This is a genomic window from Actinocrinis sp., assembly GCF_035946395.1.
In the GTDB taxonomy this organism is placed as follows: Bacteria; Actinomycetota; Actinomycetes; order Streptomycetales; family Catenulisporaceae; genus Actinocrinis.
Genome location: NZ_DASYZI010000354.1, coordinates 1 through 20,932, shown reverse-complemented (window position 1 = coordinate 20,932; position 20,932 = coordinate 1). Strand labels below are relative to the sequence as shown.

Genomic DNA, 20,932 nt, shown 5'->3' with positions numbered 1-20,932 from the left:
CAGCCCGCGCAACGGCTCGTCCGCCGCGCCGAGCAGTGGGCCGGCCGCTACGAGGTGGCCGTCGGCATGCAACTGCGCGAGGTAGGCCATGTGCGCATCCTGGAGCGCCGCTTCGGCCTCGTCGCCGAGCACGGGCGCGTCGTCCCTGAGCACCAGCAGGGCGACGGTGATTCGATCGAAGTCCATACCCGAAGGCTAACGGCGGGCTCCGACGCGATCGCACAGTGACGCAGTGACGCATCCCGACGAGCGACGCGAACTCCCGCCCCTTCCATCCAGCGGCGGGCTCTGACGCGGTGACGTAGTGTCGCCGCGGCGTACCGGCCCGTACTGACCGGCACGCTGCGGCGACAGCGTCAGTGCGTCAGCAGCACAGGCTGCCTTGCGCCGTACAGGCGGTGCGCGCGAAGCAGGAGAGGCGGGTGATCGCCCGTCCGGGCGCGGCGATGTCGGCTTCGGCGAACTTGCCCGCGGTGTAGAGCGGGCCGGCCGGGCTGTCCACGTCCGTGCCGCTGCGCCAGCGTGCGGCGACCGTCTCGGTGCTCTCGTGCGTAAACGTGTGCAAGGGTGCCTCCCCAAAAAGCGGAATGGAGGGCCGCGCCGGACGACGCCCGGCGTATAAGGGCTCTTTTTACCTATAGCGCCGAGTGTCCGGTTCGCCAAGGGTCAGCGGCGAGGGCAGGGCGCTGTCACCGTGCATGCGCAGGAGCTGGTACGCGACTCCGCCGAGACCGCCGAGCAGGCCCGGCGAGAACGCGTCGCGGGCCATCCCGCTCACCGGGCCGTTGGTCTCCACGCTGCCGAGAATGCGTGCGTCGAGTTCGGCACGCCCGGCCTCGGGTGTGGTCGCCGCGACCACTTCCCAGCCGCCGAGATCCCCATGGCACAGCGTGTGATTCCAGCCGAAGCCCTGCCGCGCGGTCGCCGCCACGGCACGGTCGAGCACCGGCCGGCGCGGCGCCGGCCAACCGCGCCGCTCCAGGTCCGCGGCGGCGAGCCCGATGCCCACGGCGCCGTGGCACCACGCGGCCACCGTCTGCCCCGGCTCGCGCAGATCGAGCCACCCCGCCTGGCCCTCGTCCCACAGCGCCTCTTCGAACGCGAACGCCTCCTGCGCGACGTCGGCGTACTGCTGCGTGCCGGTCGCGAGTGCCAACCTGGCCAGGGCCCAGCCGATCCCGGTCGCGCCGTGTGCGAACCCTCCCATGCCGCGCGGCCAGCGCGTGCAGACCCAGTACGCGCGCCCGTCACGCCGCCGCGCCCGCTCGACGAGCCGGTCGCCGGCAACGGCCGCCTGACGCAGCCAGCGCTTCTCTCCGGCGGCCTCGGCCAGCAGCAACAGGGGCACGATCGCGCCCGACGAGCCGACGAGCAGGTCGTTCTCCTCGTCTTCGGCGACGGCTTCTTCCAGCACGCCGGCGGCCAACGCCGCGGCGCGATCCACGCCGTCGGGCGCCGCGCCCAGATGATGCAGCGTCAGCCAGCTCCACATCTGCGATCCGAGCCCCAGGTAGCCGCCCGGCGGCGCCGGGCGCAACCGCAGTTCGCTCGTGCGATTCCGGTCGGCGAAGTCCTCGGCGGCGCGGATGGTGCGCAGCGTCGCGTCCAGCAGCGGCGCGAGGCCGTCCACCGGATCCGCCCTGCCCGCCGCGGTTTCGTGCCGGTACGCCGCGAGCAGCACGGCGACACCGGCCAGTCCGCCGTACATGTCCTGCCCGAGCGGCTGCACACCCCACCCGGTCAGGTCGAGCACGGGCGCGATCCACGTCACCGTGCCGTCCTCGGCGTGCAGCGCACTGTCACGCACGCGTGTCAGAAGATCCGCGGCCAGCGTACGGCGGCGCCGGTCCAAGTCGGCGGTGCCGAGCGGGCCGGACAACATCTGCGCTCCGCCGGAGGGCGCACCCTCGTTGAGGTACGCGGTGACCAGCGCGGCCCCGATGACACGACGGTCCAGTTCCGCGTCCACACCGCGCCAGCGCGCGAGCACCTCGGCCACCAGATCGCGTTCGGGCAGCCAGCCGAGACCGGCCGGGCCGGTCAGCCGCCCGCGCGTCGGCGTGGTCGCGAAGTACGGGACGTCGCCGACGAGCAGTTCGGCCACTTCGGCCTCGACCACGCGCGGGTCGTCCGGCGCCCCCGGCAGCGACTCGGCCATCTTCGTCATCAGCAGCGCCGCGCGATCGACGGCGGTCTGCGGATCGTGCAGCGAGACCGGGTGCCACAGCATCCTGCCGATCTCGGCGTACGTCTCGGTACCGCGCAACACGGCACGCACCTGGCAGTGTGCGAACCGCGCGACCAGCGGAGCCAGCACGCCGTCGCGATCCATGGCCCGCAGCCGCTCGCTCGCCTCGCCGTACCCGTCCAGGACCCGGTTCCAGTACGCGGCGAGCGACGGCTGCTCGCTCGGATGGCTGGCGACGACGCCACCGACGCCGACCGGCTGCGAACCGATCCGCGCCCGGTCGGTGCCGCCGTCGAGCAGCACCGGACGTTCGGCGACGGGCTGCTGCCCCGGCAGGGAGCCGACCGCGGAGGAGTCCACGCCGCGCCAGCCCAGCGCGATTCCGCGGTTGGGCAGGATGCCGGTGCGCAGGACCGTTCCCTCGACCAGCGCGGCCGCCCGGTCCACCGCGAGACCGAGACCGGAGGGCGGCGGCGGCAGGACCGGGGTGAACAGGGTTTCGCAGTCCACGACGACCGGCACCGGGCCGTTCGCGATGACGTTCTCCGCGTGCAGGTCGCTGCCGCCCAGCAACTGCATCAGCGCGAGCCAGTGCCCGATCCCGCGGTAGAAGCGCGCGAGCTGCGCATCGTCCTCGCAGTACCGATGCTCCGCGTACTGTGCCCACCCGTATTCCGACCCGTGGCCGGCATGTCCGCCGCCTGCGTCCCGGGCGACCACCACCGCCGGAACGCGAATCCGCTCCGGTTCGTCGCCGAAGACCTCCCTCAGCACGCCGTCCAGCACCCGGTCGACCTGGACCGAGCGCGGCTTGTACACCGCCTGTCCACCGGCGAACCGCAGCAGCACGACGCTCTGCCCGCCACGGTGGCTGTCTCCGGCCCCGAACCGCGCCTCCACCAGATCCCCGAGAGCGCCGCCCCCGCCTGCTGCGGCTTCGTCCCCGCGTTCCGCTGCCGCCGCCAGAGCAGTCAGCGCGCTGCGATCGGCGGCCAACCGCCGCCCCAGCGCCAGTGCCGCCGCGCGCCGATTCGCCAGCATCGCGTCAACGCGCCCCAGCATCGTGGGGTAGTGCACGGCCAGCGATTCCCAGTACCGCCTGCTCGCCGACATGGCGATGAACTCGGCCCACCGGCCCTCAGAGTCCTGCGCGTACAGTTGCCCGGACTCGCGCGCCGCGTTCAGCTCAAGCACCAGCGTGCGGCACAGCTTGCGGTGCGCGGTCTCGTAGAGCGCCGCGCCGGCGCCCTGCCGTATCGCCTCCCGCTCCGCAGCGCCCAATCCGGGCACTGACGCCAGGTCGGCGGCGAGCCCGTCTAGGACCGGCTCGACCAGACACGCCAACGACTCGGTGAAATCGCTCCCTGTGACGCCGGGTCCCGGTTGAATCATGCCTCTTCCATACCCGCGCAGCGCGGCCGGTTACCCTGGCGCCGCGCGGTGCAATAGGCTGGATCCAGGGCCGAACACCCCGCGTTGGCGCGTCCTGCGATGGTACGGTGACTGAATTCACGGTAACGCGCCGATGTCGGGGAGGAAAACACGTGGTCGGTGGCGCAGCCGGAACGCAAACGAGTCAGCGCCCTGTGAAAGTCGCCGGGTGGACGCCGGCCGTCCCGCGCACCAATCGCGGCGTGCTGCGGGGGCTGCTCGGCGCGTGCCTGGCGCTCACGGTGGTGTTCGGTGTCGTCGGGGGCGTGGCGATCGCGTCCCGCTCATCGGCGACGAACCAGTTCGCCGCGCAGGCCGAGCCCTTGGCCGTCGATTTGCAGCAGCTGTACACGGCGCTCGACGACGCGGACGCCACGGCCGCCGCCGCGTACCTGTCCGGCAGCGTGATCGGCACTGCGCTGCGCGACGAGTACGACTCCGACATCGCGCGTGCCGAGTCGTCGCTGGCGTCGGCGCAGCGCGCGGTCGGCGGCGGCAACGACGCGGTCTCCACGCAGCTCGCGGTGATCGCCGCGCAGATTCCGGTCTACACCGCGCTGGTGGCCACGGCCCAGGCCGACAACCGCCTGGTGAGCACGCCGCAGCCGATCGGCACGGCGTACCTGCGCGAGGCTTCGACGCTGATGCGCTCCACGCTGCTGCCCGACACGCTCGCCGCCTATCGCGCCGAGCTGTCCACCGTGAGCACGATCAAGGCCGGGGCGACCGGTGTGCCGTGGTTGCTGACGTTCTGGCTGGTGATCACTCTGGCGCTGCTCGTCGCGGCGCAGCGGCAGATCGCCCGGCGCACCCACCGGGTCTTCAACCCCGGTCTCCTCGCCGCCACCGGCGTACTGGCCGTCGCGACGGTGTGGACGCTCGCGGCCCTCGGGGCGCACCGCTCCGATCTCGACAACGCACGCGACCAGGCGACCCGCGTCCAGACGCTCGCCACCGTGGCGGACGCCGCGATCCAGGCCCACGCCGACGAGGCGTTGATGCTCATCGCGCACGGCAGCGACAACGGCGCCTACGCAGACGACTTCACCGCGCAGCTGAAGACCGCGACGACCGCTCTCCAGTCCGGCGGCGCCGGTACGAGCACGTCAAAGCTCGCCGATGTCGCCGCGCGTCTGCTCGGCTGGTCGAAGGCGGACGGCCAGGTGCGCAGCGCGGTCGCCGCCGGTGACTACCGGTCCGCCGTCGCCACGGCGCTCGGCACGGGATCCACCGACGCCGCAGGCATCGCGGACAACTTGAACGCGGAGATGACCAACTCGCAGCACGCCTTCGCCGACGACTCGAACAGCGCGGCATCCGCGCTCGACGGACTGCTGGCCGGCCTGGTCGCCGCCGGGATCCTGGCCGCGGCCGCCGCGGGCTACGGCGTCAACCGGCGGCTGGCGGAGTACCGGTGACGAGCGGCAGGCGCGCAATGAAAGAGAGGACCGTGGCCCCCACCAGGCTGGCGATCACACTGGTCGCCGTGTTGCTGACCGCCGCGTGCGCCATCGGCGGCGCCCCGCTCGTCGTCATCGGCCAGAACGTGCCCGCGCCGCCGCCCCTCCCGGCCGGTGTGTCGACGTACGCCGCGCCGACCGCCTCCCCCGGCGCCGCGGCGCCGCAGGGCTGCGACCCCGTCGCCTCGTACCGTCCCCCTGCGGCAATGCCCGCGCCGGGCACCATGCCGTTCAACTCGACCATGGCCCATATCTACGCGCGCGGCAAGCTGATCGTGGGCGTCGACGAGAACACGTACCTGTTCGGCTACCTCAACGCGAGCGACGGGCAGGTCGAAGGGTTCGACATCGACATCGCCTCCGCCGTCGCCACGGCCATCTTCGGCAGCGCCGCCGGGCACCTCCAGCTCAAGGTCATCGGCAACGACCAGCGCATCCCGGACCTGAAGAACAATTCGGTGGACCTGGTCGCCGACACCATGACCGAGAACTGCGCCCGCTGGCAGCAGATCGACTTCTCCACCGAGTACTACGCCGCCACTCAGCGGGTCCTGGTCGACAAGGACACCACGTACCAGTCGCTGGCCGACCTGGGCGGCAAGAAGGTGTGCGCGCAGTCCGGCTCGACGTCGATCGCCACGGTCGCGCGCGCCTCCTCGCACCCCGTCCCGATCGCCGCGCCGGGCATCACCGACTGCCTGATCCTGTTGCAGGAAGGCGAGGTCGACGCCATCTCCACCGATGACGCGATCCTGGCCGGCCTCGCCGCCCAAGACCCCCAGACGCACATCGTCGGGCCGGCCCTGGAGGCCGAGCCCTACGGCATCGGCGTCTCCCAGGGCAACCAGGATCTGGTGCGTTTCGTCAACGGGGTGCTGGACCAGCTGCGTGCCGACGGAGGCTGGGCCGCGCTCTACACGAAGTGGCCCGGCCGGCTCGGCGGCACCGCTCCCCCGCCCCCAGCCGCCGTCTATCGCGACTGAGACTTGAGACTGAGGTGACGCGCAGGGCGGCGCTGAAGTGATCGAAGCCACGTCGGTCAGCCCGGGGAACAGCCCCTACCGGCCAGTATCGTGACGTCGTGGCCGATGACATCTGGGCCGACCTGGCCGACCGCTTCGCCGACGGGGCCTACGCCTCCGTGAAGGGGCGGGTGCGCACGTACGTGATGCACCGGCAACTGCTGGAGCATCTGCCGCCGCCTCCTGCCTCAGTGCTCGACGTCGGCGGCGGCGCGGGCCACCAGTCCTTTCCGCTGGCCCAAGCCGGTTACGACGTGACGTTGCTCGACCCGTCGCCCGCGATGCTCGGCAAGGCGCGGCAGCGGCTCCAGCGGTTGCCCGCCGAGGTCCAGCGGCGAGTGACGTTCGTGCAGGCCGACGGCGAGAACGCCGACGAGGCGGTGCACGGCCGGCGTTTCGACGCCGTGTTGTGCCATGGCGTCCTCGGGTACCTCGAACGGCCCGGCCCGGTGGTCGACCAGTTGTGTCAGTGCGCTGCCGCCGGTGGCATCGTCTCGATCATGGCGGGCAACGCCGACGCCGCAGCGGTGCGCCCGGCCCTCGAACGGCGCTGGGACGACGCTTTGGCGTCGTTCGACGCCAAGCGCGAGATCGGCGTGTTGGGCCTGCCCACTCAGGCCCACACGGTCGACGAGCTCAGCGATCTCCTGCGCGGTCGCGGCGTGGATCCGCTGCGCTGGTACGGAGTCTGGCTGTTCGTCGACTGGCTCGATTTCAGCGGAGCCGACCTGGACCCCCGCGACGAGAAGCAACTGACGGCCGCGGCCGCCGTCGAACTCGAAGCCGGCCGCCGAGATCCGTACCGCCGGCTCAGCCGCGTCTTCCACCTCGTGGGCCGCAAAACAGCAAACTGACCAGACGGCCACGACCGGGCACCGTGACCGTCCCCGGCCGCCTCGCCGATCATTAAAACAGCCCTCTTATTGATCGGTCGGCAGGCGACGATCCCCGAGGCCGAAAGGGATACGACTCGCCTCTCGCCTCTTACCTTTGTTCGTACTCTCCCATTCGCACAAAGTTGAACCTTTCACTACCCTTGCGCGCACATCCGGGCCTGACCTGCGAGACCCGCCCACCCGGCGCACGACTCGTGGCTACGCACGCTACCCCGCCGTACTTTGACGCCGTCATCACCTACGGAAGGAGGTCCTGCCATGGCCTGGAACAGGAGGGCGGCCGGCCTGGCGACAGCCGTGCTGGTCAGCGGCGCCTTGGTGGCTCTGGCGCCGTCGGGCGCGCAGGCGGCCACCACGCAGCTGTGCCAGATGCAGAGCGCGCCGGTGGCCGGCGGCGTGTACAACGTGCAGAACAACGAGTGGGGCTCCGGCGCGTCCGAATGCATCACCACGACCGGCAGCGCCGGCTTCACGATCGCCAACTCGGCGATCAACAACGCGACCAACGGCGCGCCCGGCGGTTACCCGTCCATCTACCAGGGCTGCCACTGGGGCACCTGCACCTCCGGCGGGCTGACGGCGACCCCGGTCCCGGTCTCCAGCCTGACCGGCGGCGGCAAGGTCACCACGAGCTGGAGCACCAGCCAGCCCGGCACCGGCGCCTACGACGTCGCGTACGACATCTGGTTCAACCAGACGCCCACCACGACCGGGCAGCCCAACGGCACCGAGCTGATGGTCTGGCTCAACCACAACGGCCCCGTCCAGCCGTTCGGCTCGCAGGTCGCCAGCAACGTCAGTATCGGCGGCCGCAGCTACAACGTGTGGGAGGGCTCGCAGGGCTCCTTCGACACGGTGTCCTACACGATGACCACCGGCACCACGTCGGTCAGCGGCCTCGACCTCGGCCCGCTCGCGCAGGACGCGGTCAGCCGCGGCTACACGAAGAGCTCGTGGTACCTCATCGATGTCGAGGCGGGCTTCGAGCTCTGGCAGGGCGGCGGCGGCCTGGCCACCAACTCCTTCGGGGTGAACATCAACGGCTCCGCGCCCGCCCCGGCGTCCTGCTCGGCGGCCTACTCGATCCCGTCGTCCTGGTCCGGCGGCTTCCAGGGGCAGGTCACCATCACCGACACCGGCAACAGCCCGGTGAACGGCTGGACGCTGACCTGGACGTTCCCCGGCAGCCAGCAGATCACCAGCCTCTGGAACGGGACCTTCACGCAGTCCGGCGCGAACGTCACCGTGACCAACACCCCTTACGACGGGACGATCCAACCCGGAGCCTCGGTCTCAGTGGGCTTCAACGCCAACGGGTCCAGCGGCTCACCGTCCAGCGTGACCTGTAAGTGATCCGCAGGCACATACCACGGCCCCGGTTCCGGCGTTCGGGCTGGAACCGGGGCCGTCTGGCCGGCGTTTAGGGCATGTTTGAGAGCCGGACCAGGTCAGTACGGATCAGGCCACTGCGGATCAGGCCAGTACGAATCAGGTCAGGGCCGGATCATGAGTGCCAGGTGTCGTTGAAGGTGATCGAGCCCGACGAGCCCGTCGTGTAGAAGCGGTTGTTGCCGCTTTCCCAGGTGACTGTTCCGCTCCCGTCGATCTTGATGTACTTGTACTCGAAGTAAGTGTTCGTCGGCACGCTGATCGCTGCGGTCCAGTAGGGGTAGTTCTGCGAGGAGAGCGCGACGGCGTTCGCCGTGTTCCAGCTGCCGAGCGCCGGGATCGAACCGACGAGGTAAACGTTCTGGCCGTAGACCGTCGTCACGTTCGCGTTGACGTTGACCGTGAACGTCGTCGCGGGCGCCGAGGGCACCCGGCTGTTGCGGTCGATCGCGACCGCGTCGGTCGCCGGTACCGTGACCGTCGCGCGGTTGCCGGAGACGGACACGGTCGGACCCGTGCACGTCGTGCCGGACACCGAGCCGTGGATGATGTCGCAGTACGTTCCGTCGGGTAGGCCAGTGGTGAAGGTGCGCGTCTGCGAGGACGACTCGTTGTTGAGTGCGATCCAGGCGTCGGGGCCGCGGGAGAACGCGATCAGGTTCGTGCCGTCGGTGTACCAGTTGGCCACCGGGTCGTTGTTCGTCAGCGCCAGGTTGTGCCAGCCGACCATGTTCGCCACGCCCGTGATCCGGTCGGTGCAGTACCAGCCGCTGGAGCAGTTGGTGTTGGTCACGTATCCGTTGCCGTCCGCGGGCGGCGAGTCGTTGGTGTTGTTCCAGGTGAAGCTCCCGTACACCTGCGGCGTCCCGAAGCCCCAGGCGAGCAGGAACTCGGTCGCCAGCGGGTAGACGGCGCCGTTCTTGTAGCTGAGGTTCGAACCGTCGCGCTCGGTGTCGTGGTTGTTCACGAAGGTGGACGAGTACGCGCCCGGGATCAGGCTCCACGAGGCGAAGCCGCCGAAGTTGGCGAGGGCGCCGCCGCTGGTGAACTGGGTGTGGATCGCGTCGGCGTAGTCGAAGCCGATCAGGCTGCCGGTGTTCTCGAAGGAGTCCGGCTGCAATGCGGTGTTCGTACTACCGAGCGCCACCTCCTGGACGATGTAGACCGGCTGGCCGGTCGTCGTGTCCTTGTTCAGCATCCCTTCGAGGGCGGCCAGGTCGGTGTGGCCGATGTGCTTCGCGGCGTCGAGCCGGAAGCCGTCCACGCCGTAGCCGATCAGCTTGTTGAGGTAGGCGGCCTCGGTGTTGCGCACGTACGTGGACTCGGTGCGCAGGTCCGGCAGCGAGTCGAGTTCGCACTCGGTGACCTGCTGGTAGTTGTTCCAGTCGGTGATCTGGTTCGAGGAGACCGGGCAGTCGTTCGGGTAGTTGTGGAAGTCCGCCGACGAGTACACCGGGTACGACGACCCGGGCGTGTAGCTCACGCCCCCGTAGCTCGTGTCGTTGCCGTCCTGCCTGGCCATGTGGTTCATCACGGCGTCGACGTACACCTTCACGCCCGCGTGGTGGCACGCGGTGACCATCGCCTGGAACTGTGCGTCGTTACCCATGCGGCTGGTCAGGTTGTAGTCGACCGGCTGGTAGATCTCCCACCAGGGATGCCCGTCCGCCGCATCGGTCATCGAGTCCTCGGGTGGGGCGACCTGGACGGCCCCGTACCCGTCCGGCCCGAGGACGTTCGTGCACTCCGATGAGACCGAGGTCCAGTTCCACATGAACAGGTTGGCGGTGACGTCCTTCGACAGCGTGGCGGCGTGCGCGGGCGCGGCGCTCACGAGGCCGAGGGGGACGGCCGTCGCGGCGACCATTGCAGCGGCGACGACGAGAGACCTACCGGGGTGACGGCGCATCATCCATCGCTCCATCTCAGCGCCCTATGGCGCTGGCAGATGCCTCATACAGGACGTGCTGGTGACGGTACATCGCGATAAGGCGGCCGAAAAGCGGCAAACGGATACACGGACCCGCGGGCCGCTGCCGGGGTCATTCCTCACCGGAGAAGCGTTCCCAGGCGGACTGGCGGCTGATCTGCAAGGCCTGCCCGATCCGCGCCCAGGTCGTCCCGCGCCGCCGCAGTTCCTGCACCCAGTCGCGCAGACTGCTCTCGACCTGGTCCACGACCAGCGCCATGCGCGGAAGCCGGTCGAGCATCTCCTGGTCGGAGAGGATCTCCCACTCGGGCAGTCGCGGGCTGTGGGTCGTGCCCAGGTGCTCGGTGATGATCGAGTCGGCCAGGGCGACGCACTCGTCGCAGATGTAGACGCCCGGACCGGCGACCACCTTCTTCACCTCGGTGTGCGGCTTCGAGCAGAAGGAGCAGCGCACCGGTTCCTGCTGCGCCGCCGGCGTCGTCGGGTCGGGCATCGCAGCCTCCTGTAGGATCGATTCCGTCAGGCCGATCCTGACAATCCGTCACGATAACGTGTCAGGATCAGCCTGACAAGCCAGACTCCAGCACCTGGCTCACCAGCGGCACTCCGCGAGAGCGCTACGAGCGGCAGATGAAAGATCAGCGACAACCATGATCATGGTGGGTCCGACTGGAGCCGGGAGTACGCCTTCGCTTATGCCAGGCGCTCAGCGATGCGAGTTGGATGCCTGGCGCTGGCGAGCAGCGAGCGCTTCCTTGATGATCGTCAGATAATTGGGGTGTGCCAGATCGAGAAGATCCAATGTGCCGGGATCGAACCAGCCGATCGCTTCGTGTTCGGCGGGGGCGGTGTTCTTCGGTTCACCGCTCCAGCCCTCGACAAGCCATATCGCGATCTCGGCATCCTTGGTGACGACGGTCGTCAGCCGGGGCCCGAGCGGCTCGCTCAGACGGATGCCGACCTCCTCGCGCGCTTCGCGCACGAGCGCCTTCGCAGCGGACTCTCCAGGCTCGACGTGACCACCCACCAAGTCCCACTTGCGCGGATACCAAGCACGGCCGGCGCTTCTGAGGCACATCAGTACGCGGTCGCCGTCGACGACTACGCCGGCGACCAGCTGCAACGGGCCGACGCGACCGCTTGCGCTTGTCATGTGCACCAGTATGGCGGACGGGGCCGCACGGTCCCGAACCACGTCAGCGACACCATCGACGCAATCCTGTAACAGCGGGCAATTGGCATAATTTGATACGCTAAGCCGCACCGAATCGAATTAGCTCGACGTGATCGGTGTCTCCGGCGGCCTGCGCGCGGGGAGTTGGTATATGACGTCGAGATGAGACTCGATGAAGCATATGCATCCGACGCGGCGATTGTGCCGGAAGTATATCTTCGAGAAGCGATCGTGTTTGTACTCGTCACCGGATTCGATCTGAAGCGTGTTCCTGAGCTGCCCGGTTATGTACTGATTGATCCAGAGGCATTCGCCGTTCTTTTGCTGCAACATCGTCGGATGGTGTGTTTGGTTGGGCCTTGTGCCCTGGATCGCGGGCTTCGGGTGGTAGAGGATTTTTCCGGTGAGATCCATGGCGCACACGGTGATATCCCACGGAAACCTGGCGCGCGATCCGCTCCTCATCTCCCCGGAGTTGAATTCCTCCTGATAGGCGGCCAGCCTATCTATGAGGGCACGCTGCGTCCTGATGCTCAACACATCGTCGAAGAAGTCGTGAACATCCGACTCACGCTCCTGCCAGCGGGTGTTGATCTTGTCCAGGATGGCCGCCCCGGTTCCATTCGCCCCGAGGAGCGCGAGGAGCTCGACCTGGGCTTCCTTATTCGACTCCTTGACAAGCCTGAGGAATCGTTCGCTATCCGTGAAGGCGCCGACCGTTATCGTTCCGACGATGAGAAGCGTGATGACCGGAACCCTGTCCTTCAGCCAGGGAAAGTGATCGAGTGAGCCCGTGAAATCGAGGACGGATATCGATACGGAAACGAGTAGCGCGGCAGCGAGCATGAGCTTGTCGAGTGCCGACCTGGTCTTCATAGTATGCCCCCATTGATGCCCATGCCCGATCAGTCCGTGAGGTTGAAGTTGCTGCGCGTACGCTCTAGTAGGTCGGCGTATGCCATGTCCAGCTCACGTGTCAGCGGCGTGTCTGGCCAGTGTGCGTTTTCCGGCGGCTGCGGCAGGAGCAGCCCAAGACCGCTGCTCTCGCGGATCTTCCGGTGAATATAGATTCTCTGCGGATCGTTCAGCGGCCGACGAAATCCGTCGACCATCCTGCCTTCCGGATCATCGCCGAATCTGATTTTCCAGTCGATCATCTCCGGCCGGAAGTCGAGGCCCAGCCTCTCGCAAAGCGTGTGCAGCAACCTGGCGGCCCGGTCGCTGTCCTGAAGATCATCGTATGTCGCCAGATAGGTGGTGGCCGGTGAAATCGAGCTTATGTGCTCAAACAGCTCCCTGAAATACGAGACCGCCAAATGGAGCATTCCAAGACTGCCCCAGCCGACGGGGATCCCATGATCGCGCGTTATTCCCGCCCAGGCCGATCTCACTTCCGGGTCGCTCGTGGTCTGAAGCCACGTCGTCATGGCCTGCCACGAGGACCAGATATCACGTGGTTCGCGCACGAGGAAGAGATGATGCAACTCCCGTATGAACCGCGGCCTCTCGACTCCGACAGGATAGATCGGGATCGTGCACAGTTCCGGCGTGTACTGGCCGATACTCTGCTTGATGACTCGCACCCTGGTCGTCGTACTGAGCGGATCCTGATAGAAGTGGGAGAAGTCCGCCACCCCAGTCGATTCGAAAGTGTATTTGCCGGGATCTTTGAAGAGCTCGACATGAGGGTGGTTCAGCAACGAGTGCGCGAGTGCGGTGGTTCCGCTGCGGTTGACTCCGACGATGACGAGTGTGGGTGTCACGGCAAGTGACCTCATGTAGGCCTTCTTCGCTCGTCATACATCCTGTTGTGCAGCTTCATACGACTATGCCAGAGCCCTGGCCTCGATCACCGGCAAAGGCACAGACTCGGTTGTGGATTGCGCTTTCGGGAGATCTACGTCTGCGACGCCGCGGATTCGGATTTGGCCAGGCGGGTTTGGACGCGGTCGGCGTCGGGTCGCAGGGCGAGGCGATCGAAGATGTCCAGGGCTTGTTCGAGGTGTGCGGTACCGGCCTGTATGTCGCCCGCGTACAGGTGACACTCGCCGATGCCTTCCAGCGCACGGGCCTCCTCGTCGAAATTGTGAGTCTGGCGGGCCAGGTCCAATGCGTCCCGGTGCAGGGCCTCGGCACGGGTGTGCTCGCCGGTCTCGGCGAGCAGCGCGGCATAGAGGTTCAGCATCGGTGCCTCGTTCCCGCGGGCGCCGATACGCCGGCACAGGTCCAGGGCCTCTTCAAGATCGCGAGCCGCGCCGGCGTAGTCACCGGTCGCCCGTCGCAGGTTGCCCAGCTGGCCCAGGATCGTGACCTGGTTCGGCAGATCACCCAGATCACGGCCGAGTTGCAGGCCGTCCTGCGAGTCGCGGATCGCGCCGACGTAGTCATGGGTCAGTCCCCGTACGTGCCCGAGCATGCCCAGGGTGGCGACCTGACCGGGCAGGTTGCCCAGATCACGGAACAGCCGCAGCGCCTCGCTCAGATCACGCACCGCGCCCGGATAGTCGCCGATCATCGAGCGCGCATATCCCAGCTGGCTGAGGATGGCGGCTTCACCCCGTTGATCGCCCAGTTCACGGTGCAGGTGCAGGGCCTCGTGCAGATCGTGCACCGCGCCCGGCGCGTCCCCGATTCCCATCCGCGTCTGCCCCAGCACGTTCAGGGCATTGGCCTGACCACGCGCATTGCCCAGATCACGGAAGAGCCGTAGTGCCTCTTCCAGGGCATGTACTGCGCCCGGGTTGTCACCGGTGAGTCTGTGCACGCCTCCGAGGTAAGTCAGCGCGTTGGCCTGACCGAGCCGGTCGTCCAGATCGCGGTACAGCGCGAGGGCCTCATGGAGGTCGCGACTCGCTGCGGACAGATCGCCGACCATGAACCGCGCGTGCCCGGAATGTATCAGGGCGCGGGCTCGGCCTGGGCGGTCGCCGAGGCGTTCGGCGAGCTCTGCGGCGGTGCCGTGCAGGGCGACTGCGTCGGCCCACGGACCGTCGGTGCGCAGCAGGGTGGCCAGTGAGGCGGTGAGCGCGACGGTGCGACGGTGATCCGCGTAAACAGCGGTGTGCCGCAGAACGGCGAGCAGGTTGGCCCGCTCGGCGCGCAGCCACGTCCACGCTGCCGCGGGGTCGGCGAGAGCGAGGGCGTGCGCCGGTGGCTCGCCGTCGGCTGCGTCGGCTGCGGGCCGGGGGTAGCGGGCGATCAGGGCGTCGGCGCGGTCGGCGGTGCGCAGGTAGTGGTCAAGCAGCCGGTCCAGGGCGATCTGGCGGTCGGCGGCGGGGTCCTGGTCGGCCAAGGCGTGTGCGTGGGCACGCAGCAGATCGTGCAACCGGTAGCGGCCCGGGGCGTACGTGGTGAGCAGGCTCTGGTCGACCAGGTCCTCCAGCAGGCCGGCGGCGGCGGCCGGTTCGGTACCGGTCAGGGCTGCGGCGGCGTGCGCGTCGAAATCCGGGCCGGGGATCGTCCCGATCCGGCGGAAGAGCAGCCGGCGAGCCTCGTCGAGGCCGTCATATGAGAGGTCGAATACGGTACCCAGGTCGCGCTCCCCGTCCGAGAGCGTCGTGACGAGCCACCGACGGTCGCGCAGCAGTTCGGCCAAGTGCTCCAAGCTCCAGGCGGGACGGTGGCGCAGCAGCGAGGCGGCGATGCGCAGCGCGAGGGGCAGCGACCCGCACAGCTCGGCGATCCGGACCGCGACGGGGTCAGCCGCCGGGAAGCGATCCGGACCGGCCATGGCGCGCAGCAGCGCGACCGCGTCCGCCTGCGGCAGCACATCCAGCGACAGGATGTGAGTGTCGTCCAGGCCCCGCAGCCGTCGGCGGCTGGTGACCAGCACCAGGCATCCGGCGCCGCCGGGCAGCAGCGGGCGGACCTGCGCCTCGCTGACGGCATTGTCCAGCACGATCAGGGTTCTGGAATCGGCCAGACGCTGCCGGTAGAGCGCGGCGCGCTCCTCCACATCCTTCGGAATCCGCTCGGCCGGTACGCCCAGGGTGCGCAGGAACCAGTCCAGCACTTCACCTGCCGTCCTCGGCTCATGGCCCCGGGTGTAGCCGTGAAGGTCGGCGAAGAGCTGTCCGTCGGGGAACTTCTGCGCCAACCGGTGCGCGGCGTGGACCGCGAGCGCGGTCTTCCCGATCCCGGCCATCCCGTCGATCGCTGAGATCACCACGGTGCCCCCGGTCGCGCTCGCCTGTTCCAGCAGTCCGGTGACCAGGTCCGATTCGGCCTGCCGGCCGGTGAAATACCGTGCCGCCGACGGAAGCTGACGGGGAATCGAGGGCGCGTCCGTTCCCGGTGCCGTCCGCGGTCCTGTCGTCGGTCCTGTTCCCGGTCCTGCCGCGCCACTCCCATCGGCGTCCGGCAGGACGAACGGGACGCCGTCCGCGGCGAGGATGCGTTCGTGCAGGTCCTGTAGCTCGGGCCCGGGTTCGACGCCCAGTTCGTCGATCAGCACGTTGCGCGCGTCCCGATAGGCCGCCAGCGCCTCGGCCCGCCGACCGGTCAGCGCCAGGGCGGCCATGAGCTGGGCGTGGAAGCGCTCGCGCAACGGGTGCCGGGCCGTCTGTTCGCGCAACTGCGGCACCAGGTGCTCGGCGTGTCCGAGGTTCAGTTCGGCCTCGATGCGCCACTCCACGACCTGGAGGCGGTCCCGTTCCAGGCGTGGCAGCCACTGCTCGTGCAGCGCTTGGCTCGGCGCGTCGATCAGGGGCGTGCCGCGCCACAGGGCCAGCGCCCGGGCCGCGGCGGCGGAAGCGTCGGCCCAGGCGTACGCGCGGACGGCGGCACCGGTGGCGCGGCACAGGGCCGCGAAGACCAGGGCGTCCAGTTCGTTCTCGTCGATCTCGATGAGATAGCCCAGATCCCGCGTCACCACCCGTGACGCCACCCGCGCTCCGAGGCCCTGGCGCAGCCGCATCACGTAGGTGCGCAGCGTGGCCACGGCGCCGGGCGGCGGCACGCCGTCCCACACGATCTCAGCCAACTGCTCCCCCGGCACCGGCTGATTGGCGTGCGCCAGCAACATGCCCAGCACAGTACGCTGCCGCACCCCCGCCACCGACCGCGTCACGTCCCGGTCGACGACACGCATCGGACCGAGGATCTCAAACCACATACTCCCTGCCCTTCCCGCCCCGCGTCCCACGCCGGCTGCCCGGTCCGCCCCCGCCTCGTCAGGCGACTGTGACGGAAGTGTGACGCACCCGCCCAACTCTAGACCGTGGGCGTCGCAGGGTACGGAAACCGGCCGTTTCCCCTCCTATCGCAGCCTCCTGGCTTCACACGCTGGAGACGCCAGGTCGGACGCTCGTCCGTCGCCGCGCCCGATCGCGACGCCGTCGATTCGAGGAGGACAGAGCCCGTGGAGTTCGGCATCCTCGGCCCGGTGGAGGCGTGGGCGGGCGGCGGCAATGTCGTCGCGCTCGGCTCGGCGAAGGTACGGTGCGTCCTGGCGGTGCTGCTGCGCGTGCCGGGGACGCCGGTCAGCCGGGAGGCCCTGGTGGACCGCGTGTGGGGCGACCGGGTACCCGGCACGTCCGTGCGGTACAAGTACGTGGGCCGGCTCCGGGCCGCGCTGGAGCCCCACGGCGTCGGCCTCGTCTCCCGGGACGGGGGCTACCTGCTCGCGGCGCGGGCCGAGCAGGTGGACATGCACCGGTTCCGCAACGCGGTCGCGCAAGGGCGTGCGGCACTGGCCGACGGCTCACTCGGCGCGGCCTGCCGGTTCATCGTGGACGGCCTGGCGCAGTGGCGCGGCCCGGCCGTCGCCGGGCTCACCGGGCCCTGGGCCGAACTGTTCCGCGACCAGCTGGAGCGCGAGCGGCGGGACGCGCGGGTGCTGCTCGCGCGCTGCCTGCTGGACCTCGACCGCGTCGAGGAGGCGCTGGACCTGCTGGCCGAGTGGCTGGTCGACTATCCGGTCGACGAGGACGTGATCGGTCTGCACGTGCTGGCACTGCACCGCTGCGGACGGCGCGCCGACGCGCTGTCTTCCTACCAGCACGCCGTCGACAGGCTGGGCCGGTCGCTCGGGATCGGACCCGACGACCGGCTGGTACAGCTCGGCCGCCGGATCCGTGCCCACGACCGCGACCACGCGGCGGCCGAGGCGCGGCTGCCGCGATCGGTGGCGCGACTTCCACACTGACTTCCACTCGCGGTTCCCGCCCGGCTGCAACAGCGGATCAGCACCCTTGGAATAAGGCTGGAGGACCCCCGCCTCCGGCGCGCATCTCAAGTACCGAAGGAGCAGACATGAAGAAGGTCAAGGTCCGCAAGGTCGGCCCAGTCCGCCTCACCAGCGCGGGCGCCGCGCTCTACAACGCGAGCTGTGGCGGCGGCGGTATCACCGTCCGCATCGGCTAGATCCGCACCCTTTGCAGCAAGGCCGGAGGACACCCGTCTCCGGCACGCCCCTGACATACCGAAGGAGCAGACGTGAAGAAGGTCAAGGTCCGCAAGGTCGGCCCGGTCCGCCTGACCAGCACGGGCGCCGCGCTCTACAACCCGAGCTGCGGCGGCATCGGCGTCAAGGTCCGCATCGGCTAGTTGATCCATCCGGCCGACGAGCCGAGCCCGCGTGCGGCACCTCCGCGCGCGGGCGCCGAACCGCCGACAGCGAGAGAGAAGACGACGAGCGCCGTGCCCGACCCGAACCGCATCCTGCTGCACCACCTCACCTTCGTCCCCGAAGGAGAGGAGGTCCTCGTGGGCCGCCCGGACACCGAGACGTACGCCGTCATGCCCGCCGACGGCGCCGGGTTCCTGGAGCGGCTCGACACGTCGACGATCCCTGAGGCCGTCGCCTGGTACGAGCGGACCTACCGGGAGACCCTGGACGTCGAGGAGTTCCTGGAGGATCTGCGTGACCTGGGATTCGTGCGCGCGCCCGGCGAGCCCCGGGCCGAGCCCGCGCCGGTCCGGCCGGGGCGGTGGGCCGCCGCGCTGTTCTCACGCCCGGCCTGGGTGCTCTACGCGGCGCTGTTCGCCGGCGCGGTCGCGGCGATCATCCGCCTGCCGGCGGTCCGCCCGACGCCGGGCCACGTCTTCTTCGGCAGCTCCCTGATCCTGGTCACCCTGGTCCTGCTGGCCGTCGAGCTCCCGCTGATCGGGCTGCACGAGACGTTCCACGTGCTGGCCGCGCGCCGACGGGGCGTCGCCGGCCGGCTCAGCCTCGGCCACCGGCTCTACTTCATCGTCTTCCAGACGACCATGACAGGCATCTACAGCCTGCCGCGCCGCAAGCGGGTCCTGCCGTTCGCGGCCGGGATGATCTGCGACGCACTCGTCTTCTCGGTCCTCGTCCTGGCCGCCGCAGCCGACGACGCGGCGCACCCGGGCCTGACGTACTTCGGCCGGATCGCCGTGGCCAGCGCTTATCTCACCGCGCTGCGGTTCACCTGGCAGTTCCTGGTCTTCACGGAGACCGACGGCCAGCACCTGCTCTCGCTGCTGCTGGGCAGCACCGATCTCAATGGTCTGACCAAGGCGTACCTGCGCTCCCTGTGGCGCTCGCGGCCGACGCGGTCCCACTCGGAACGCAGCGCGTCCGAACACAGCACGTCCAAACACAGCGCCTCCGAACAGCGTGCCTCCGAACGCAGCGCGTCGGAGCACGACGCGGCGGTCATGCGCTGGTTCGGCCCGCTGGCCACGGCCCTGGTCGCGGCGGCGCTCGCCGCCGGCGTGTACGGCTCCGCCGGCCTGATCTCGAACTACGTTTCCCGGGTCCGGGACGCACTGAGGAGCGGCTCGGCCACCGCGGGCTTCTGGGACGCCACCTCCTCAGTCCTCATATTCACGAGCCAGATCGCCGTCGTCCTCCTGCTCGCCGCGCGGGACCGACTGCGCGCCGCCCGGCAGAAAGGCCGCCCGTCATGAGCATGCACGTCTCCCACCTGTCAGTCGTCGGCGAACAGCGCGGCATCCGCGAAGCGGCGGTCCGGCGCAGTGGGCCCTGGGACGTCGCAGTGAACTGCCATCGTCGGCTGCGCGGCCCGTACAGCGGCCTGGGCGAGGTGCTTCGCGTCCTCGTTCCGGAGGCCTATCGCCGGCTGCCCGAGGTGGTCGCCGACAAGCGCGTGGCCATCCTGTGCGTCGCACCCGACCTGGCGGCGGCGATCGGTTCAGCGCCGATGACGCTGACGCAGCAGGCCAGGGACCAGGAGCGCACCCGCTGGTACTCTCCGCTGCGGACGCGCAGGATCAGCAACGACATCTTGCAGCTCCTGATCGCGCTCGCGCAGGCGTCACCGGCCGGGACGCTGTCATTGTTCTTCGATACCGTCCACGAGGCCGATCACACCGACCGGGAGTTCCTGGCGATCGCGCTGCGCCGGCTCGACCCGCGGATCGTCCGCCTGGCCGTGGGCCACGCGGCGGGCTGCGTGTTCGGCGACCTGGCGACGCAGCTCGAAACCCGTACCGAGGCAGTCATCTGCGACGCACCGCCCGAGACCGCCGATGACGAGACAGGCGCCCCGACGGCTGACGAACTTGCGCTGCGTGCCCGCGCGTTCGTCGACGGCGACGGTGTCGGCGACGAGCCCGCCGAGCTGGCCGCTTATCAGGAGCTTGACCCGGAGCTGCGCGCGCGGTACCACGACCGGCGAGCCGCCGAGTTGGAGGCGGCCGGGGCGTTCGGGCCGACGCTGGGCGCCCTCCCCTACCACCGCCGTAATGGGGCGGAACGAGCGGAGAAAGCGTGGCCCGCGGTGATGCGAGCCGAGCAGTACTGCATGGACGTCGGTCTCTACCATGCGGCGCTCGAACTACAGGACGCCATGGCCGCGCTCCTGGAAGAGCTGCCCGTCGAAGACCCCGACGAAGCCGAGTACTACATCGCCATCCACCGCGGCCAGGTCTTGGGCGTCCTCGACCGGCAGGACGAGGCGCACGCGGCGTATATCCGCGCCCTGGGTCACGCGACGCACCCGGAGCAGGTCATGATCCTGCATTACAACCTCGGGATGCTCTACACGCGCCACAACCGCCCCGAGAACAAGGACCACCTGCTGGCCAAGGCCCACCTCAACACGTCGGTGGCCATCGCGTCACGCCTCGACGATCCCGCGGACCAGGCCTTCTACACGGTGTTCATGGGCAACGGGCTGGCCCTGGCCGATGTCCACCTGGGCGACCTCGCCGGCGCGCTGCGGCTCGTCGACGAGGGCCTGGGCCGCCTGGACTGCGAGCTCGAACAGTCAAAACACCTGCTGCACCGGTCGGTACTGCGTCACAACCGCGCACAGGTGCTGTCCGCACTCGGGCACGCCGACAAGGCGATGGCCGACCTCGACGCACTGGTCGAGATCGACCCCTACCACCAGGAATACCACTTCGACCGCGGCAACGCCCGCAGGATGGCCGGCGACCTCGAAGGCGCGCTGGCCGACTACGACCGCGCGCTGGCACTCGGCGTGCCGTTCCCGGAACTGTTCCACAA

General features: G+C 69.3%; 16 protein-coding genes. 7 read left to right on the top strand and 9 right to left on the bottom strand.

What is annotated here, in order from left to right:
* From VGS97_RS21975 to VGS97_RS21965, 3 genes are all read right to left on the bottom strand, one after another.
* On the bottom strand, positions 1 to 186 hold a 186-nt coding region (locus VGS97_RS21975; RefSeq protein WP_326855507.1), incomplete at its 3' end, for a YciI family protein.
* 178 nt (positions 187 to 364) lie between these two features.
* Entirely contained in the window at positions 365 to 565 is a 201-nt protein-coding gene (locus VGS97_RS21970; RefSeq protein WP_326855506.1) for a DUF6229 family protein, read from the bottom strand.
* 66 nt (positions 566 to 631) lie between these two features.
* Entirely contained in the window at positions 632 to 3,580 is a 2,949-nt protein-coding gene (locus VGS97_RS21965; protein ID WP_326855505.1) for a type 2 lanthipeptide synthetase LanM family protein, read from the bottom strand.
* 194 nt (positions 3,581 to 3,774) lie between these two features.
* Between VGS97_RS21965 and VGS97_RS21960 the strand changes: the two genes are divergently transcribed.
* The 4 genes from VGS97_RS21960 to VGS97_RS21945 all read left to right on the top strand — a co-directional run bounded on the left by VGS97_RS21960 (position 3,775) and on the right by VGS97_RS21945 (position 8,350).
* The gene (locus tag VGS97_RS21960) at positions 3,775 to 5,037 is read left to right on the top strand and encodes a hypothetical protein (protein ID WP_326855504.1); all 1,263 of its coding nucleotides are present in this window, start codon (positions 3,775 to 3,777) and stop codon (positions 5,035 to 5,037) included.
* A gap of 17 nt (positions 5,038 to 5,054) precedes the next feature.
* Positions 5,055 to 6,062, top strand: a complete 1,008-nt coding sequence (locus VGS97_RS21955; RefSeq protein WP_326855503.1) for a glutamate ABC transporter substrate-binding protein — start codon at positions 5,055 to 5,057, stop codon at positions 6,060 to 6,062.
* Between the two features lie 98 nt (positions 6,063 to 6,160).
* Complete coding sequence (locus VGS97_RS21950) at positions 6,161 to 6,955, top strand: class I SAM-dependent methyltransferase (RefSeq protein ID WP_326855502.1); 795 nt, start codon at positions 6,161 to 6,163, stop codon at positions 6,953 to 6,955.
* A gap of 300 nt (positions 6,956 to 7,255) precedes the next feature.
* Positions 7,256 to 8,350 (top strand): GH12 family glycosyl hydrolase domain-containing protein, encoded by a 1,095-nt coding sequence (locus VGS97_RS21945; RefSeq protein ID WP_326855501.1) that lies wholly within the window; start codon positions 7,256 to 7,258, stop codon positions 8,348 to 8,350.
* A gap of 151 nt (positions 8,351 to 8,501) precedes the next feature.
* Here VGS97_RS21945 and VGS97_RS21940 read toward each other — a convergent pair whose 3' ends face one another.
* From VGS97_RS21940 to VGS97_RS21915, 6 genes are all read right to left on the bottom strand, one after another.
* Positions 8,502 to 10,298 carry a carbohydrate-binding module family 20 domain-containing protein gene (locus tag VGS97_RS21940; protein ID WP_326855500.1) on the bottom strand — a complete coding sequence of 599 codons (1,797 nt, stop codon included), beginning with the start codon at positions 10,296 to 10,298 and terminating at the stop codon, positions 8,502 to 8,504.
* Between the two features lie 130 nt (positions 10,299 to 10,428).
* Complete coding sequence (locus VGS97_RS21935; protein WP_326855499.1) at positions 10,429 to 10,809, bottom strand: ClpX C4-type zinc finger protein; 381 nt, start codon at positions 10,807 to 10,809, stop codon at positions 10,429 to 10,431.
* A 213-nt stretch (positions 10,810 to 11,022) separates the two neighbouring features.
* Positions 11,023 to 11,469 carry an NUDIX domain-containing protein gene (locus VGS97_RS21930; protein ID WP_326855498.1) on the bottom strand — a complete coding sequence of 149 codons (447 nt, stop codon included), beginning with the start codon at positions 11,467 to 11,469 and terminating at the stop codon, positions 11,023 to 11,025.
* Between the two features lie 120 nt (positions 11,470 to 11,589).
* Complete coding sequence (locus VGS97_RS21925; RefSeq protein ID WP_326855497.1) at positions 11,590 to 12,366, bottom strand: hypothetical protein; 777 nt, start codon at positions 12,364 to 12,366, stop codon at positions 11,590 to 11,592.
* Between the two features lie 29 nt (positions 12,367 to 12,395).
* On the bottom strand, positions 12,396 to 13,268 hold the full coding sequence (locus VGS97_RS21920) for a hypothetical protein (RefSeq protein WP_326855496.1): 873 nt from the start codon (positions 13,266 to 13,268) through the stop codon (positions 12,396 to 12,398).
* A gap of 119 nt (positions 13,269 to 13,387) precedes the next feature.
* Positions 13,388 to 16,579: an AfsR/SARP family transcriptional regulator gene (locus tag VGS97_RS21915; protein WP_326855495.1), complete on the bottom strand. Its 3,192-nt coding sequence runs from the start codon at positions 16,577 to 16,579 to the stop codon at positions 13,388 to 13,390.
* A 270-nt stretch (positions 16,580 to 16,849) separates the two neighbouring features.
* Here VGS97_RS21915 and VGS97_RS21910 point away from each other — a divergent pair, with 270 nt between their 5' ends.
* The 3 genes from VGS97_RS21910 to VGS97_RS21900 form a co-directional block, all read left to right on the top strand.
* A complete protein-coding gene (locus VGS97_RS21910) occupies positions 16,850 to 17,635 on the top strand; it encodes an AfsR/SARP family transcriptional regulator (RefSeq protein ID WP_326855494.1) in 786 nt (261 codons plus the stop codon).
* Positions 17,636 to 18,129: 494 nt separating this feature from the next.
* The gene (locus VGS97_RS21905; RefSeq protein ID WP_326855493.1) at positions 18,130 to 19,368 is read left to right on the top strand and encodes a hypothetical protein; all 1,239 of its coding nucleotides are present in this window, start codon (positions 18,130 to 18,132) and stop codon (positions 19,366 to 19,368) included.
* A partial coding sequence (locus tag VGS97_RS21900; RefSeq protein WP_326855492.1) for a tetratricopeptide repeat protein occupies positions 19,365 to 20,932 on the top strand: 1,568 nt, incomplete at its 3' end. The genes VGS97_RS21905 and VGS97_RS21900, both read left to right, overlap by 4 nt.